Raw genomic sequence first — 15,271 nt, forward strand, 5'->3', positions numbered from 1 at the left:
CCTAGTCCAGGTACTGACAGGTGGCTCGCGGGGTGTACATGCCGTGTCCGGCCCGGCCGGTGAACTTCCTTGCGTCGATGACGACTTCACCGCGCGAGAGGACCGTTTCGACCTGGCCGGTGATCCGCTTTCCCTCGTACGCCGAGTAGTCGACGTTCATGTGGTGGGTCTCGGCGGAGATGGTCTGTTCGGCCGCCGGGTCGTAGATGACGACGTCGGCGTCGGCGCCCGGGGCGATGGTGCCCTTCTTCGGGTAGAGGCCGAACATCCGGGCCGGGGAGGCGCAGGCGATCTCGATCCAGCGGCGGCGCGAGATGTGACCGTCCAGGACCGCCTGATGGAGGAGGTCCATCCGGTTCTCCACGCCGGGCATGCCGTTGGGGATCTTCGAGAAGTCGCCCCGGCCCATCTCCTTCTGGCCCGAGAAGCAGAAGGGGCAGTGGTCGGTGGAGACGACCTGGAGTTCGTTGTTCCTGAGCCCCCGCCAGAGCGCCTCCTGGTGTTCCCTGGGCCGCAGCGGGGTGGAGCAGACGTACTTGGCGCCCTCGAAGTCCGGCTCGGCGAGGTTGTCGGTGGAGAGGAAGAGATACTGCGGGCAGGTCTCACCGAAGACCGGAAGTCCCTTGTGGCGGGCGGCGGCGACCTCGGCGACCGCCTCGTCCGCGGAGACGTGCACGACGTACAGCGGCGATCCGGCGACGCGGGCGAGCTGGACGGCACGGTGGGTGGCCTCGGCCTCCAGCGCCACCTTGCGCACATCACCGTGGTAGCGCGGATCGGTGCGGCCCTCGGCGAGGGCCTGTTCGACGAGTACGTCGATGGCGATGCCGTTCTCCGCGTGCATCATGATCAGGCCGCCATTGTGGGAGGCCCGTTGCATGGCGCGCAGGATCTGGCCGTCGTCGCTGTAGAAGACGCCCGGGTACGCCATGAACAGCTTGAAGGAGGTGACCCCCTCCGAGACCAGCAGGTCCATCTCCTTGAGCGAGGACTCGTTCACGTCGGAGAGGATCATGTGGAAGGCGTAGTCGATGGCGCAATTGCCGTCGGCCTTGGCATACCAGGCGTCGAGACCTTCGCGGACCGCGCGGCCCACGGACTGGATGGCGAAGTCGACGATCGTGGTGGTGCCGCCCCAGGCGGCCGCCCGGGTGCCGGTCTCGAAGGTGTCGGCGGCGTAGGTGCCGCCGAACGGCATCTGCATGTGGGTGTGCGCGTCGACACCGCCCGGGATGACGTATTTGCCGGTGGCGTCGATCCTGCGGTCGGCGCTCCAGCTCTCGGCCGCGTCGCTGTCGTGTGCCGCGAGGGCCACGATGCGGCCGCCCTCGATGAGTACGTCGGCATGCATTTCGTCGGACGCGGTGATGACGAGACCACCGTGGATGACGGTGCGGCTCATGTACCCCTCCTCACTCGTGGCGGAATGGGTCTACGCACGTAGACAAGGTGCGTGATGAAGAACGTAGAAGTGGGTTACCCACTGTGGCAATACCGCTGCCGCTAACCGCTGAAGACGTTTCTGTTTCATCCGCCCGGCACTCCACCGGCCCACAGCCGCGGCGATGACCACGACCACCGCTTGATAACGAAATGATTACGGGTCTGGGCCAAATGTTGAGTACGGTTCATGCGCCCGTCCCGTACGTGGCGTGATCCGATCACCACCGACGGCGAGCCTCGGTACCGACATCGCGCCCACCGTGCTGCGCCACGAGGGCGTCGCCACCGACCCCGCCTGGAACCTCGACGGCACCTCGCTCGCCGAGCTGGAGCCGGACGCCTTCGACGCGCTGCGCCCCTCCCTGCGCGCTCCCGTCGACGAGACCAAGCTCCCGGCCGACGCCAAGGGGTGGACCAACACCGCACCCGAGGGCTGGTCGATCGACAACTCGAAGATGCCAGCCGGCGGCGTCACCGAGTGGCGCGGCTGGTCCTTCGCCACGGACGAGTTCTGGACCAACGCCGAGCGCGGCCAGGGCCGCGAGACGAACGTCCGCGCCCGCGACGTGTTCGCGGTCGCCGACTCCGACGAGTGGGACGACAAGGCACACGGTGCCGGGCAGTTCGACTCCACCCTGGTCAGCCCCGCGTACAAGCTCAACGGCGCGGCGACGGCGACCGTCTCGTACGCGACGAACTACCGGGTCGACGGCCCCCAGACCGGCGACGTCTACGTCTCGTACGACGGCGGAACCCCGCAGCTCGTCAAGTCCTACCGGGCCGACAGCAACACCGTCGAGCGGCTTGAGCTGGCCGTTCCGGGCGGTGCGAAGTCGGCACGGCTGAGCTTCCGCTACACCGGGACCAACAGCGCCTTCTGGACCGTCGACCGGGTCGCCTTCGGTCAGCCCCACCCGCCGTCGGATCTCGCCGTCGCCTCCCTGGAGGCCGACACCGTGCTGCTCGGCAGGCCCGGCTCCGAATCGGCCTGGAAGGTCACAGCGAACGGTGTGGTGAGGACCGCGCAGGGCAAGCCGGTGAAGGGTGCGGAGGTCACGGCCGAGCTGACGGCCGGCGGCAAGGTGCACAGGCTGACCGGCACCACGAAGAAGGACGGATCGGTCCGCTTCAAGGCCATGGTGGGCCGGGGCATCGCCAAGGCCACGCTGACCGTCACCGATGTGCGCCACCAGCACCTCGCTTACTACGGCGAGCTCGACGCGGTCCGCGACCTGGACCTCACCCGCCCCACCGGCCACCGGGGCTGACCGACCGGCCGGGCCCCGGAACCACCGGCCGGGGCCCGGCCGTCACATGCGCGCCGGACACGGCCCCGGCCGCCGCGCGCACCCGCCGGGTTACCGTGGCTGTTCCCGCCGGTGCGGCCCCACCACAGGCCGCCGGGCACACAGCACAGCGGCCCTCCCCTCCGCTGTGCGCTGCGCACAGGTTCCCGCTCCCGGGCCTGTCTACTGTGCCGCCATCCCCAATCGCCGAGGGGCGATTCGGCCGGTACGAAAGCCAGGAGGACAGCCGGTGAGCGCGACAACCGCACGTTCCGGTGCAACCGGAGAACCCCTGGAGACGGGGCCGGGCCAGGCCGCCGGGCCGCGGCCCATCGGTTCCTACTTCGAGGCCATGCCGCTCGGACGCGCCCATGTACTGGCGGCGCTGGCCCTGTTCATGGCCTTCGTCATCGAGTCGTGGGAGCAGCTCGCCCTCGTCTATGTCTCCGGCGATCTCGGTGACGCGTTCTCCATCGACACCGGCCGGATCGGCTGGGTGCTCTCCGCCGTCGCGCTCGGCATGATCCCCGGTGCGCTGGTCTGGGGCCCGGTCTCGGACCGGATCGGCCGGCGCGCGGTGTGTCTGTGGAGCCTGTCCGCCTACGGAGTCGTCGCGCTGGCCTCCGCGTTCTCCCCGAACTTCACGGTCCTGCTGATCACCCGGGTGCTGTCGGGGCTGGCGCTGGCCGGGATCTACACGGTCACCTTCCCGTACTTCCTGGAGCTGCTGCCGACCCGGACGCGTGGCCGGGCCGCGGTCTATCTGTCGATCGGCTGGCCGATCGGGGTACTGGCCGCGGTCGGCGTGACGCAGCTGCTGGGCGGCCTGGGCTGGCACGTGGTTGCCGTCGCCTCCGCCCTGGCCGGTCTCTGGGTCTTCGCGATCCGCGCCTGGGTTCCGGAATCCCCGTACTGGCTGGCCGCGCAGGACCGGCACGACGACGCCGCGGCCGTGCTGCGCAGGCTGGGCGTCGACGTCCCCGACGGCACCCGCTTCGCGGTCGTCGCCCCCGAGCGCTCCGGACGGCCGGTGGAGCTGCTGCGTGGCGGGCTGCTGCGGATCACGGTCCTGATGCTCGTCGTGAACTTCACCTTCAACTGGGGCTACTGGGGCCTGCAGACCTGGCTGCCGACGCTGCTCCAGGACAAGGGCCTCAGCATGTCGGCAAGTCTCGGCTTCGTCGCGCTGAGCGCGCTGTTCATGATCCCCGGCTATGTGTCGGCGTCGCTGCTGACCGGACGTTTCGGCCGCAAGAAGGTCTTCCTGCCGTACGTGGCGCTCGCCGCGATCAGCGGGATCTTCTTCGCCTACTCCAGCTCCATGACCGAGCTGTACATCGCGAACTTCGCCCTCGCCTTCTTCAGCCTCGGCGCCTGGGGGGTCTGGAACACCTGGAACGGTGAGTTCTTCCCGACCGCGCTGCGCGGTACGGGGTACTCCTGGGCCACCGCCGCCCAGCTGGTCGCCACCTCCCTCGCCCCGTCGGTGGTCGGCTTTCTGCTGGCGCAGGCGACCGGGTTCTCCACGACGATTCTGTTCATCACGGCCTTCCTGGTGGTGGCGCTGCTCTTCGCCGCCCCGCTGCCGGAGACCGAGGGCCGGGACCTGGAATAGCGGCCCGGAAGCGGGGAACCTGTACCGGCTCCGGCCCGGCAGGTCCTCTCCACGGCGCGGTCCCCGGGACGTGATGGCAGGATGACGCAGGTGAGACTGGGTGTGGACGTGGGGCGTACGACGACGGTCGCCGTGCTCGTACGCCCCGGCGGTGCTCCGCCGGTTCATGCCGTGGTCGCTTCGTCGGCCTCCCTCGACCGTTCGCTGCGCGATGTCCTCGACGCGCTGGACGGCCTCGGGAACGCCCCGTACGACCGGGCCGACGTCGTCTGTCTCACGACCGATCTCGACCGCACGCCGGGCACGCCGTCGCCCGTCGCCGTGCTCCGCATCTCGCCCGCCGCCCATCCCGCGCTCGGCCCGTCGCCGCGTCCGGGCGGGCTGACCCGGGTGGTGTCGGGCGGTTCGTCGCTCACCGGCCGGCCGCTGGCACCGCTGGACCGGGCCGGTGTCGAGGCGTTCGCCCGGGAGGCCGGGGCGGCGTCGATCACCGCGTTCGCCGTCTGCGCGGCCGGGTCACCCGCCCGCCCGGAGCCCGAACTGACCGCGGCCTCCGTCATCGCCCGCCTGCTGCCCGGTGCGCACATCACCCTCTCGTACGAGATCGGCTCACCCGGCCTGCGCGAGCGCGAGAACGCCGCGGCCGCCAACGCCGCACTCGGCTCCTGGGCCGAGCGCCTCACCGGCACCGCCGAGCGGACGCTGCGCGCGCGAGGCATCACGGCCCCGCTCTTCCTCGCCCGGGACGACGCCGGTCTGGTCTCCGCCGAGTACGTCCGCCGCTACCCCGTGATCGCCACCGCCTCCGCCACGGCCTGCGCGCTGCGCGGAGCCGCGCTGCTGGCGGGCGCCGAGCGGGCCGTCGTGGTGGACGCGGCCGGCTCCGCGGTCCGCTGCTCGGCCGTCGCGGACGGCGAGCTGGAAGCCGGGGACGCGGGCCCGGGGCCCGGCGGACTCTGGATGGACGTGGGCAGGCCCCGCCTGGACACCCTGCCGTTCGGCGGCGAGGAACCGCCCGCCGACGCCCGGCAGCGGGTGGACGCGCTGGTGACCGGTGTGCTGGAGCGCTCGCCGGGCAGCACGGTGCTGTACGCGGGCGGCGCGGCGCCGCTCTTCGGGGGCTCGCCGGACGGGATCTGGGCAGCCGCGTACGGCGCGGCGCGCGCGGACACCCGGGTGGAACTGGAGCAGGTGGTGGTCGCGCCGGGCCGCGCGGAACTGGACCGGGTCATCGCTCTGGCCCGTGACCAGGCGCTGGCGCGGGTCGTGTCGGCGGGCGCGGCACCCGGCGGCGCCCGGGTCGCCCGGACCGTCCACACACCCGTCTCGTACCTCCCGGGCGGGGTGCACCGGATCCGGGTCCGGGCCGTGGGAGCACCGGCGGGAGCGACCTCGTGACCGGCGCACCGGTCCAGGTGGACGCCGCCGTGCTGGAGCGGCTGGCGGCCGGGTCGCTGGTACTGGCGGCGGGGGCGGCCGAATCGGCGTTCCGGGTGGCGCTGGACTGGGCACGGGCATCGGTCGCCGCACACGGGCCGGTACGGCTGCTGGCCCCGGACGAGCTGAGCGGGTTGCGGCTCTGCGTGACCGTGACCCTGGTCGGCTCGTCGGCGGCGCTCGCCGAGCAGCTGCCGACGGGTGCGGAGACGGTACGGGCGGTGCGCGCCCTGGAACGGCTGCTGGGTGCCCGCGCCGATGCGGTCGTCGCGCTGAACACGGCCGGTGAGAACGCCCTGCTGTCGGTGGCCGCGGCGGCCGACTGCGGGCTGCCGCTGGTCGACGGTGACGGCTGCGGGCGGGTGCTGCCGCTGCTGGAGCAGTCGACGTTCACGCTGGCCGGCGTGGCCGCGGCGCCCCTCGCGCTGGCGACCCCGTCGGGCGATGTGGTCGTGGTGGAGTCGGCGGGCGGGCAGGTGGAGGACCTGGTGCGGCCGCTCGTGCCCGCGGCCGGCGGCTGGGCGGTGGCCGTCTGCTACGCGATGCCGGGCGACGTTCTGGCCGGCTCCGTGGTGCCCGGCACGGTCGGCCGGGCGATCCGCGCGGGCTCGGCCCGGCCCGGCAACCTGTTCGCACCGTGGTCGCCGCGGCGGCTGTGCCGGGGCCGGATCACGGCGGTGGAGCACCCGGTGGCCACCGAGGACGATCCGTACGGCTACGGGCCGCCGGAGCCGGACGGCCCCACCGGGCCCGGTTCCGCCCCGTCGTGGCCGGCGCTTCCGTCGCGGCCGACGAGTGTGCTGATCGCCGAGACGGAGGGGATCGGCCGCCACTTCCGGCTGGAGGCGCACAACGAGGTTCTGCTGGCGCTGGCGGACGGGGCACCGGTGGCCGCCGCCCCGGACCAGATCCTCATCCTCTCGGCCTCCGCCGACCGGCGGGTGCTGGATGTGGAGCGGGCGGTGCCGGGGGTGGAGGTCGAGGTGGTGGTCATTCCCGCCGCGCCCGCCTGGCAGACGCCCGAGGGCCGTCGGCTGGCCCGTACCGGCGCGGTGGACACACCCGGCGCACAGGAGGAGCCATGGTGAACCGCCCGGTCCGCGAGGGCCCGCTCACCGTCGCGGAGCTCGTCCAGCAGGGACGGCTCGCCGGGGTCCGGATGGCCGGGGCGAGCGGACGGGAGGCGGAGGTCCGTTCGGTGCGCATCGTGGACCGGACATCGGTGCTCGACACGCTCGAACCCCATACCGCGGTCGTACTGACCGGGCGGGTCGCGGCGGCGGGCTGGACCGTGGAGATGGCACTGCGCAAGGCCTGGGAGCACGCCGCGGCCTGCGTCGTGGTCACCGGGGCAGCGGGCCGGCCCGGTTCCGTGGGCGCGCTCGCCGACCGGCTCGGGGTGCCGCTGCTGGTCATCGACGAGGACGCGCTGGACGCCGCGGTCCGGATCGCCTCCGCGGTCGCCCGCCCCGACGCCGGGCGCACCGCACTGGTGGCCCAGGCGGCCCGCGCGCTCGCGGACACGGGGCCGCACGCCGGGCGGGTGCTGTCCGCGCTGCACGCGGTGCTGCCGTCCACGGCGGTCGCGCTGACCGGGCCCACCGGCGAACTGCTGGCCGGCCGGCGGGCCGCGCTCTCGGAACAGGGCGGTGCGCTCGGCGTCCGGCTGGAGGTCCCGGACGGTGCCGGTGGCTCGCTGGGCACCCTGGTCGCCCGCTCGGGCTCGCGGGTCGCGGGATGGGGCGAGACGGTGCGCGACGTGCTCCGCCTCGCGGTCGCTCCGCTGACCGCATGGTGCGCGGTGCGTCGCCTGGACGACGAACGGACCGGCCACCGCGCGGCGTTGCTCCTGCGCCGGCTGCTGGAGGCGGCCGCCGGTGACGGCGAGCCCGGCGAGAACGAGCGTGCCGAGGCGGCCGCGCTGGGCTGGCCGGCCCGAGGCCCGCTCGTCGGCTACGCGCTGCGTCCCGTCGCGGGCTGGGACGGCCCCGATCCCGGCCCCGCGCTGCGCGCGGTCTGGAGTTCGGCGGGACCGGGCGGACCGCTGGTCGCGTACGGGCCCTGCTGGGTGGCCTGGGAGTCGGTCGCCCCCGCGGACGGGGTGGACCCGCTGGAGGCGGCGACCCGGCGGCTGGCCGACGCGCTCGCCGCGATGGCCCCCTATGTGCCGGCCGCCGGCGGGGTGGCGGGCACGGCGGCCTCGTCGGCGGCGCTCGGCCCGGTCCTGAACGACGCCTGCGCGGCGGCCGGGGTGGCTGCCGCCGGGGAGCCGGGGAGAGTGGTGCGCGGGGACCGGATGGGCGCGGCGCAGCTCCTGTCCGCCGTACCGGCCGAGATGCTGCGCGGTCCGGCGGAGGTGGTGCTCGCCCCGCTGCTCGCGGCGGACCGGGACGGCACCCTGCTGCGTACGCTGGCGGTCGTCCTCGACGCGGGCGCGGCCCCGACGGCGGCGGCCGAGGTGCTCGGCGTGCACCGCAACACGGTGGCCGCCCGGCTGGAGCGCATCCGCGCGCTGGGCTTCGACCCCGACGACGCGTCGCAGCGGCTTGCACTGCATCTGGCGTGCCGGGTACTGCTGCGCGACGAGGGCGCGGCGCCCTGAGAACGGGGCCATGACGGGGCCGCGGGGAAACGGCAGTGGCGGAAGAACCCTCCGCGGGCTCCTCCGCCACTGTCCCGGCCGGTCCGTCAGGCGCCGTACACGGTCTCCGCGTGTCCGGCCGTCAGCAGGCCCTGCCGGACGTCCTCGGCCACCGCCTCGGCCGCCCGCTCCCCCGCCGGTCCGTAGCCGCCGCCCCCACCGCTCTCGCAGCGCAGCACATCGCCCTCGCGCACCTGCAGCGCATTGACCTTCAGCAGTGAACGCCGGCCGTCACGGCCCGGGTTGAGGGTGACCTGCGGCGCCGCCCCCGCGGTGCCCCCGAAGATGCCCCAGGCGGGGGTGACCGACCGCTCCCACCACAGGGAGAGCTGCTGGTCGGCGGCGAACCGGTACTGGCGGACCACCCCGTTGCCGCCGCGGGTACGGCCGGCGCCCGCGGAGTCGGGGCGGATCGCGTACTCCTCGACGCGTACCGGGAAGAGGGTCTCCAGTACCTCCACGGGCATGTCGCGCAGTGAGCCGTTGACGTTGTTGATCAGGCAGGACTCGCCGTCGGATGCCTCCCAGGCTCCCCAGCCGCCGACCGTCGCCTCCTGGGAGACGAAGAGCTTTCCGCTGCGCGGGTCGGTTCCGGTGAACTGGACGATCATCGAGTCGCCGTAGCCGGCCGCGGCGGCGCGGTCCGGTACGGCCGGGGCGAGCGCCTTGACGACCAGGTCGATGACGAGGCCGAGATGGGAGTAGTAGTACTGGCAGGCGGCCGGTTCGACGGCGGCGAGCATGCTGCCGGGCCGGGTCAGTACGTCGAGCGGCTTGAACGACCCGCCGTTGAGCGGGGCTTCGCCGCTGACGAGCAGTTTGTAACCGACCCGGCAGGCCGCGACGGTCTGCGCCGCACCGCAGTTGACGGGCCCGGTCGCCTGGTCGGCGCAGTCGGTGACGTCCATCGTCATGCGGTCGCCGTCGATGGTGACCCTGACGGTGACGTGCAGGGGGGTGTCCAGGTCGATGCCGTCGTTGTCGAGATGTCCCGTGGCCTCGTACACGCCGTCGGGGATCGCGGCGATCTCCCGGCGCTCCAGCCGCTCGGTCTGGGCGAAGATGGCGTCGCGGGCGGCGAGCACGGTGTCCAGGCCCCATCGTCCGACGATCTCCGCGAGCCTGCGGGCCCCGGTCCGGGCGCAGGCGACCTGGGCGCGCATGTCGCCGAGGGTGGGATGCGGGAACCGGGCCTGACGGGAGATCAGGTCATGGATGAGTACACAGGGCTCGCCGTTCTCGTAGATCTTCAACGGGCCCATGCGCAGGCCCTCCTGATGGATCGTCGTGGAGTCCATGGAGCCGCCGGGGTCCTTGGATCCCATGTCGATCCAGTGCGCCCGGGAGGCCGCGAAGCCGACCAGTTCGTCCTTCACGAAGATCGGGCCGTAGACGGTGACGTCGTTGAGGTGCGTGCCTCCGATGTACGAGTCGTTCAGCACCCACACGTCGCCGGGCCGCCAGATCCCGGCGCCGTACATCCGCTCCGTGGCACGGGTGCACTCCTCCAGGTTGCCGAGGAAGATCGGCAGGCCGGAGGACTGGCCGAGAACGTTGTGGTCGCGGTCCAGGAGTGCGACGGCACAGTCCTTGGCCTCGTAGATGGTCGGGGTGTAGGAGGACCGGATCAGGGTGGTGTTCATGTCCTCGGCGGCCTGGAGCAGCGCGCAGCGGATGATCTCCGTGGTGATCGGGTCGACGGCGGCCGGGGCCGGGCCGTCCGCGGTGCTGGTACTGGTGCCGGTGGTCATGCGACGCCTCCGAGTTTGATGACGAGGAATCCGTTGTCGTCCACGGTGACGGTGGCGTCCGGCGGGACGACGGTGGTGGAGGTGGCCTCGACGATGACGGCGGGGCCGGGGATGTACTGCCCGGGGGCGAGGTGCTCGCGGCGCAGTACGGCGGTGTCGTGCGCGGCGCCACCGAAGACGACCGGTTTGACGGGGGCTTCGGGGGCTTCGCCGGGCGCGGCGGCGTACGGGACGGCGGCGAGTTCGGGGAGCCCGCCGAGCGCGGTGGTGCGCAGGGTGACGAACTCGACGGGGGCCTCGGGGGTCGCGTGGCCGTAGCGGCGTTCGTGGCGCCCGGCGAAGCGTGCGGCGACCGAGGCGAGGAAGTCTTCGGCGGCCGGCTCGGCGGGGCCGGTGAGCGGCACGGTCAGGGTGTAGTCCTGGCCCTCGTACCGCATGTCGACGGCGTGCTCGATACGGTGCTGCGCGGCCGGTACGCCCTGCTCCGCCAGGGCCTGGACGCCCTCGGCCGCCAGTCCGGCGAGGGCCTCGGCCATAGCGGTGCCGTCGAGGCCGGCACCGGGGGTGAAGAACTGGAGCGTGAGGTCGCGGCGGACCTCGGTGCCGAGCATGCCCCAGGCGGAGAACGCGCCGGGGAAGCGCGGTACGACGACCTCCTCGATGCCGAGCTCGCGGGCGATCTCCACGGCGTGCATGGGCCCTGCCCCGCCGAAGGCGAGGAGGACGAACTCGCGTGGTTCCAAGCCGTGTTCGACGGTGAGGGTACGGATCGCCTGGGCCATCTTGGCGTTGGCGACGTCGCAGATGCCGCCGGCCAGCTCGACGGGGTCCAGGCCGAGGGTGGAGGCCAGTTCCGCGACGGCCCGGTGGGCCGCCCCGGTGTCCAGGGTCATGTGGCCGCCGGCGAACCAGTCGGGGTCGACCCGGCCGAGGACGGCGTTGGCGTCGGTGACGGTGGCCCGGGTGCCGCCGCGTCCGTAGCAGGCGGGCCCTGGCACGGCTCCGGCCGATTCGGGGCCGACGCGCAGTCCGCCCCCCTCGGCATGGGCGAGGGAGCCGCCCCCCGCTCCGATGGTGTGCAGGTCCACGAGCGGCATCAGGACGGGGAAGCCGTCGGCGGCGCCCTCGTTGGAGATGTTGGGGCGGCCGTCGAGCACGAGGGACACGTCGAAGGAGGTGCCGCCCATGTCGACGCAGATCGCGTTGGGCCGGCCCAGCAGCGCGGCGGCCGAGACCCCGCCCATGGTGCCGCCGACCGGCCCGGACAGCAGGGTCTGGAGGGGGTGGCGGCGGGCGAAGGAGGCGTTGACGACGCCGCCGGAGGACTGCATGACCTGTACGGGTACGGTCAGCCCGTGCGCGGCGAAGCGGTCCTCGATCCGGCCGAGGTAGCGGCGTACGACCGGGCCGGTGTACGCCTCCAGGACGGCGGACGAGGTGCGTTCGTACTCGCGCCATTCACGGGCCACCTGGTGGGAGAGCACGATCATCACGTCGTCGCCGAGCTCCTCGGCGAGGATCTCGCCGGCCCGCAGTTCATGGGCGGGGTTCACGTAGGAGAAGAGCAGCGCGACGGCGACGGCGTCGAAGCCCTCGTCGCGGGCGCGGCGGGCCGCGGCCCGTACGGCGGCCTCGTCGAGCGGGGCCAGTTCGGTGCCGCGCGAGTCGAAGCGGCCTCCCGCCTCGGCGGTGGCGTACCGGTCCACGAGCGGTACGGGCTTGCGGTAGTGCAGGTCGAACATGCGGTCCCGGTTGCCGCGGGCGATCTGGTAGACGTCGCGCAGCCCGGCCGAGGCGAGCAGCAGGACACGGGCGCCCTTGCGCTCCAGCAGGGCGTTGAGGCCCTGGGTGGTGCCGTGGACGAAGAAGGAGATGTCGGCGGGGTCGTCGACCGCCCGGCCCAGCGAGGAGAAGACGCCCTCGGCGAGGTCTCCCGGCGTGGTGGGGGTCTTCGCCGCTTCGAAGGTGCCGCGCGTCTCGTCGTACGCGACGACATCGGTGAATGTGCCACCGATGTCCATGGCCACCCGGTAAGTCATGCCGCCTCCCGGCTTTCTCAGGGGAATGGCGTGACGCTATCGGTGGGGCGTGGCGGGCGACTGTGCGCTGCGCACGGTGCGCGGGGCGCGGCCGTGCGCAGCGCCCGGGGTCAGCCGGTGGGGCCCGGCTGCCGCACGTCCTCGTGGAGGTGGACGATCCGCCAGGACGCCCCGGCCCGGTGCAGGATCACGGTGTTGCGGATGAGCTCGGGACGGTTCGGAGCGCCGTCCGGGGCGGGGGCGAAGTCGACCCGGAGCCAGAAGCGCAGGACAGCGATGTCGCCGAAGACGTCCACGGTGCGGTCGTACGCGGTGAGACCGGTCTCCCGCGGCCCCTCGCCGGGCGCCGGGCGGGCGTCGCGGATCCGGTCGAGGTCGGCCTTGCCGAGCAGGAGCGGGTCGGCGGCGGAGTCCCAGACGGTCGCCCCGGGGTCGAGTGCCCGGTCGATCCCGGCGCGGTCGCCCGCGTCGTACGCCTCGTACATCGCGGTGAGGACGGCCCATACCGCGTCGGCGTCGGCCGCCGACGCACCCGGCCGGGCGGTGGACGGGACAGGGTGGGTGTTCTCGGACATGGTGGTGCTCCTGGGCTGATCCGGGGGTGCGACGGCGGCCAAGCTACACAGCCTCCGGCCGGGCCGCCGCCCGCACCCCCGTCGCTCAGTCCACCGAGCGAAGGGCCTCGGCCAGGATCTTCGCGCCCTCCTCCGCCTCCGGGATGGTCAGCGAGAGCGGTGGCGCGATCCGCAGCACACTGGTGTTGTGGCCGCCGCCCTTGCCGATGAGCAGTCCGCCCTCGCGGGCCGCTTCGAGCACGGCCGAGGCGGCCTCCGGGTTCGCCTCGTCGGTGCCCGGTTTCACCAGCTCGATGCCGATCATCAGGCCCCGGCCGCGCACCTCCCGTACACAACTCGAACCCGCGCCGACCGCCCGCAGCCGCTCGATCAGCAGACCGCCGACGCGCCGGGCGTTGCCCTGCAGGTCGTGTTCGAGGAGGTAGGAGAGGTTGGCGAGACCGGCCGCCATGGTGACCGGGGAACCGCCGAACGTCGAAATGGAGTTGGCGTCCAGGCAGTTCATGACCTCGGCACGGGCCACGACACCGCCGATCGACATGCCGTTGCCGATGCCCTTGGCGAAGGTGAGGATGTCCGGCGGGCCGTTCTCGCCGTGCGCCTGCCAGCCCCAGAAGTGCTCGCCGGTACGGCCCCAGCCGGTCTGCACCTCGTCGGAGATCCACAGGACGCCGTGCCGGTCCAGGACCCGGCGGAACGCCGCGTACAGCCCGTCGGGCGGTGAGGTGAACCCCCCGACGCCCTGGATGGGTTCGGCGATCAGGGCGGCCGGTGGGCGGGTGTGCCCGAGCAGGTCCTCCAGGTCGGCGACGCATGCCTTGATGAACTCCGCGTCGCTCAGGTGCTCGTACGGTCCCCGGGTGCGGACGCCGCCGTGCACATACAGCGTCTGCAACGGTGACAGACTGGTCGGCGACCAGGCGTTGTTGCCGGTGATCCCGACGGCGGAGAACGACCGGCCGTGGTAGCTGTTGCGCATCGCGAGGACCTGGTTCGACCTGCGGTACGTGGTGGCGAGCAGCAGCGCCGTGTCGTTGGCCTCGGTGCCGGAGGTGGTGAAGAAGACCCGGGCGTCCGGGATGCCGGAGAGCGTGGCGACCCGTTCGGCCAGCTCGACCATCGGCCGGTTGAGGTAGAGCGTGGACGAGTGGATGATCCGGCCGGCCTGCTCGCTCACCGCCTTGGTCACCTCGGGCAGGGCGTGGGCGGTCATGGTGGTGAGGATGCCGCCGAAGAAGTCCAGGTAGCGCCTGCCGTCGGCGTCCCAGACGTGGCGGCCCTCGCCGTGGGTGATCTCCAGGGGTTGCTTGTAATAGAGCGCCAGCCAGTCGGGGCTGACGGCGAGATGCCGCTGGTGCAGGCTGCTCACGGCTCCACCAGTCCTTCGTACGCGTCGGGGCGGCGGTCCCGGTAGAACGCCCACTGCTGCCTGACCTCGTCGATGAGGCCGAAATCGAGGTCCCGGACGAGGAGTTCCTCCTCCTTGTCACTGGCGACCTCACCGACGAACTGCCCGCGCGGGTCGACGAAGTAACTGGTTCCGTAGAAGTCGTTGTCGCCGTACTCCTCCTGGCCGACGCGGTTGATCGCGGCGACGAAGTACTCGTTCGCGACGGCCGAAGCGGGCTGTTCCAGCTGCCAGAGGTAGCCGGAGAGGCCGCGCGAGGTGGCGGACGGGTTGTAGACCAACTGGGCGCCGTTGAGCCCGAGTTGGCGCCATCCCTCGGGGAAGTGCCGGTCGTAGCAGATATAGACGCCGACCCTGCCGACGGCGGTTTCGAAGACCGGCCAGCCCACGTTTCCGGGCTTGAAGTAGTACTTCTCCCAGAACCCCTTGACCTGAGGGATGTGATGCTTGCGGTACTTGCCGAGATAGGAGCCGTCGGCGTCGATCACGGCGGCGGTGTTGTAGTAGAAGCCGGACTGCTCGACCTCGAAGACCGGCACGACGATCACCATGCCGGTCTCGCGGGCGAGTTCCTGCATCCGGCGGACGGTCGGCCCGTCCGGGACCGGCTCGGCCCAGCGGTAGTGCTCGGGTTCCTGCACCTGGCAGAAGTAGGGGGCGTTGAACACCTCCTGGAAGCCGATGATCTTCGCGCCCTGCCGGGCGGCCTCGCGCGCATGCTCCTCATGCTTGGCGATCATGGATTCGGTGTCGCCGGTCCAGGTCGCCTGGACAAGTGCGGCGCGTACGACTTGGGACAAGAGCTGCTCCTTCGACGCGGCGTCAGAGAGCCTCAACGCGTTTCTACGCCCGTAGACACGTGCGTAGAGGAGAACGTAAGCCCCGTCACAGAGCGGGGCAAGACCATCGCCGTGAACCGGCTGAGTCGATCACGTTTCACACCCGTGCGGTCCACACGTTCAGCCGGCCGGGCGGCGCGGCGGCCGGCGGCGGGCGAGGAGTCCGGCGCATCGGCGCTCCGTGCCGGTTTGTATTCTCGGCAGGCGCCCCCAGTCAGAGCGGCACCTGCGAGAGGA

At 72.5% G+C, this 15,271-nt stretch carries 11 protein-coding genes; 5 read left to right on the top strand and 6 right to left on the bottom strand.

Annotated features, from left to right (window positions below):
- Position 1 precedes the first annotated feature (1 nt).
- Complete coding sequence (hydA, locus tag OG842_RS07075; protein ID WP_266728509.1) at positions 2–1,402, bottom strand: dihydropyrimidinase; 1,401 nt, start codon at positions 1,400–1,402, stop codon at positions 2–4.
- A 250-nt stretch (positions 1,403–1,652) separates the two neighbouring features.
- Between hydA and OG842_RS07080 the strand changes: the two genes are divergently transcribed.
- The 5 genes from OG842_RS07080 (at position 1,653) to OG842_RS07100 (ending at position 8,383) form a co-directional block, all read left to right on the top strand.
- Positions 1,653–2,711 (top strand): hypothetical protein, encoded by a 1,059-nt coding sequence (locus OG842_RS07080; protein WP_266728511.1) that lies wholly within the window; start codon positions 1,653–1,655, stop codon positions 2,709–2,711.
- Between the two features lie 268 nt (positions 2,712–2,979).
- Positions 2,980–4,344: an MFS transporter gene (locus tag OG842_RS07085; protein WP_266728513.1), complete on the top strand. Its 1,365-nt coding sequence runs from the start codon at positions 2,980–2,982 to the stop codon at positions 4,342–4,344.
- Positions 4,345–4,425: 81 nt separating this feature from the next.
- Positions 4,426–5,742, top strand: a complete 1,317-nt coding sequence (locus OG842_RS07090) for a hydantoinase/oxoprolinase family protein (RefSeq protein ID WP_266728514.1) — start codon at positions 4,426–4,428, stop codon at positions 5,740–5,742.
- Complete coding sequence (locus tag OG842_RS07095) at positions 5,739–6,869, top strand: DUF917 domain-containing protein (protein WP_266728516.1); 1,131 nt, start codon at positions 5,739–5,741, stop codon at positions 6,867–6,869. The genes OG842_RS07090 and OG842_RS07095 overlap by 4 nt, the downstream gene beginning before the upstream one ends.
- A complete protein-coding gene (locus OG842_RS07100; RefSeq protein ID WP_266728518.1) occupies positions 6,863–8,383 on the top strand; it encodes a helix-turn-helix domain-containing protein in 1,521 nt (506 codons plus the stop codon). The genes OG842_RS07095 and OG842_RS07100 overlap by 7 nt, the downstream gene beginning before the upstream one ends.
- An 86-nt stretch (positions 8,384–8,469) precedes the next feature.
- Here the strand turns inward: OG842_RS07100 and OG842_RS07105 are convergent, their stop codons facing one another.
- The 5 genes from OG842_RS07105 to OG842_RS07125 all read right to left on the bottom strand — a co-directional run bounded on the left by OG842_RS07105 (position 8,470) and on the right by OG842_RS07125 (position 14,995).
- The gene (locus OG842_RS07105; RefSeq protein WP_328512127.1) at positions 8,470–10,173 is read right to left on the bottom strand and encodes a hydantoinase B/oxoprolinase family protein; all 1,704 of its coding nucleotides are present in this window, start codon (positions 10,171–10,173) and stop codon (positions 8,470–8,472) included.
- Positions 10,170–12,212 carry a hydantoinase/oxoprolinase family protein gene (locus OG842_RS07110; protein ID WP_266728522.1) on the bottom strand — a complete coding sequence of 681 codons (2,043 nt, stop codon included), beginning with the start codon at positions 12,210–12,212 and terminating at the stop codon, positions 10,170–10,172. Before OG842_RS07110 ends, OG842_RS07105 begins: the two co-directional genes overlap by 4 nt.
- A 110-nt stretch (positions 12,213–12,322) precedes the next feature.
- Complete coding sequence (locus OG842_RS07115; protein WP_266728523.1) at positions 12,323–12,787, bottom strand: nuclear transport factor 2 family protein; 465 nt, start codon at positions 12,785–12,787, stop codon at positions 12,323–12,325.
- An 85-nt stretch (positions 12,788–12,872) separates the two neighbouring features.
- Positions 12,873–14,156: an aspartate aminotransferase family protein gene (locus OG842_RS07120; protein ID WP_266728524.1), complete on the bottom strand. Its 1,284-nt coding sequence runs from the start codon at positions 14,154–14,156 to the stop codon at positions 12,873–12,875.
- Positions 14,153–14,995, bottom strand: a complete 843-nt coding sequence (locus OG842_RS07125; protein ID WP_266728526.1) for a nitrilase-related carbon-nitrogen hydrolase — start codon at positions 14,993–14,995, stop codon at positions 14,153–14,155. The genes OG842_RS07120 and OG842_RS07125 overlap by 4 nt, the downstream gene beginning before the upstream one ends.
- Positions 14,996–15,271 lie beyond the last annotated feature (276 nt).

The sequence above is a fragment of the Streptomyces sp. NBC_00376 genome (genome assembly GCF_036077095.1).
Classification (GTDB): domain Bacteria; phylum Actinomycetota; class Actinomycetes; order Streptomycetales; family Streptomycetaceae; genus Streptomyces.

Coding starts and splice junctions, on each gene's coding strand:
- hydA (WP_266728509.1), bottom strand. CDS start 1,402: ATGAGCCGCACCGTCATCCACGGTGGTCTCGTCATCACCGCGTCCGAC.
- OG842_RS07090 (WP_266728514.1), top strand. CDS start 4,426: ATGACGCAGGTGAGACTGGGTGTGGACGTGGGGCGTACGACGACGGTC.
- OG842_RS07100 (WP_266728518.1), top strand. CDS start 6,863: ATGGTGAACCGCCCGGTCCGCGAGGGCCCGCTCACCGTCGCGGAGCTC.
- OG842_RS07105 (WP_328512127.1), bottom strand. CDS start 10,173: ATGACCACCGGCACCAGTACCAGCACCGCGGACGGCCCGGCCCCGGCC.
- OG842_RS07110 (WP_266728522.1), bottom strand. CDS start 12,212: ATGACTTACCGGGTGGCCATGGACATCGGTGGCACATTCACCGATGTC.
- OG842_RS07115 (WP_266728523.1), bottom strand. CDS start 12,787: ATGTCCGAGAACACCCACCCTGTCCCGTCCACCGCCCGGCCGGGTGCG.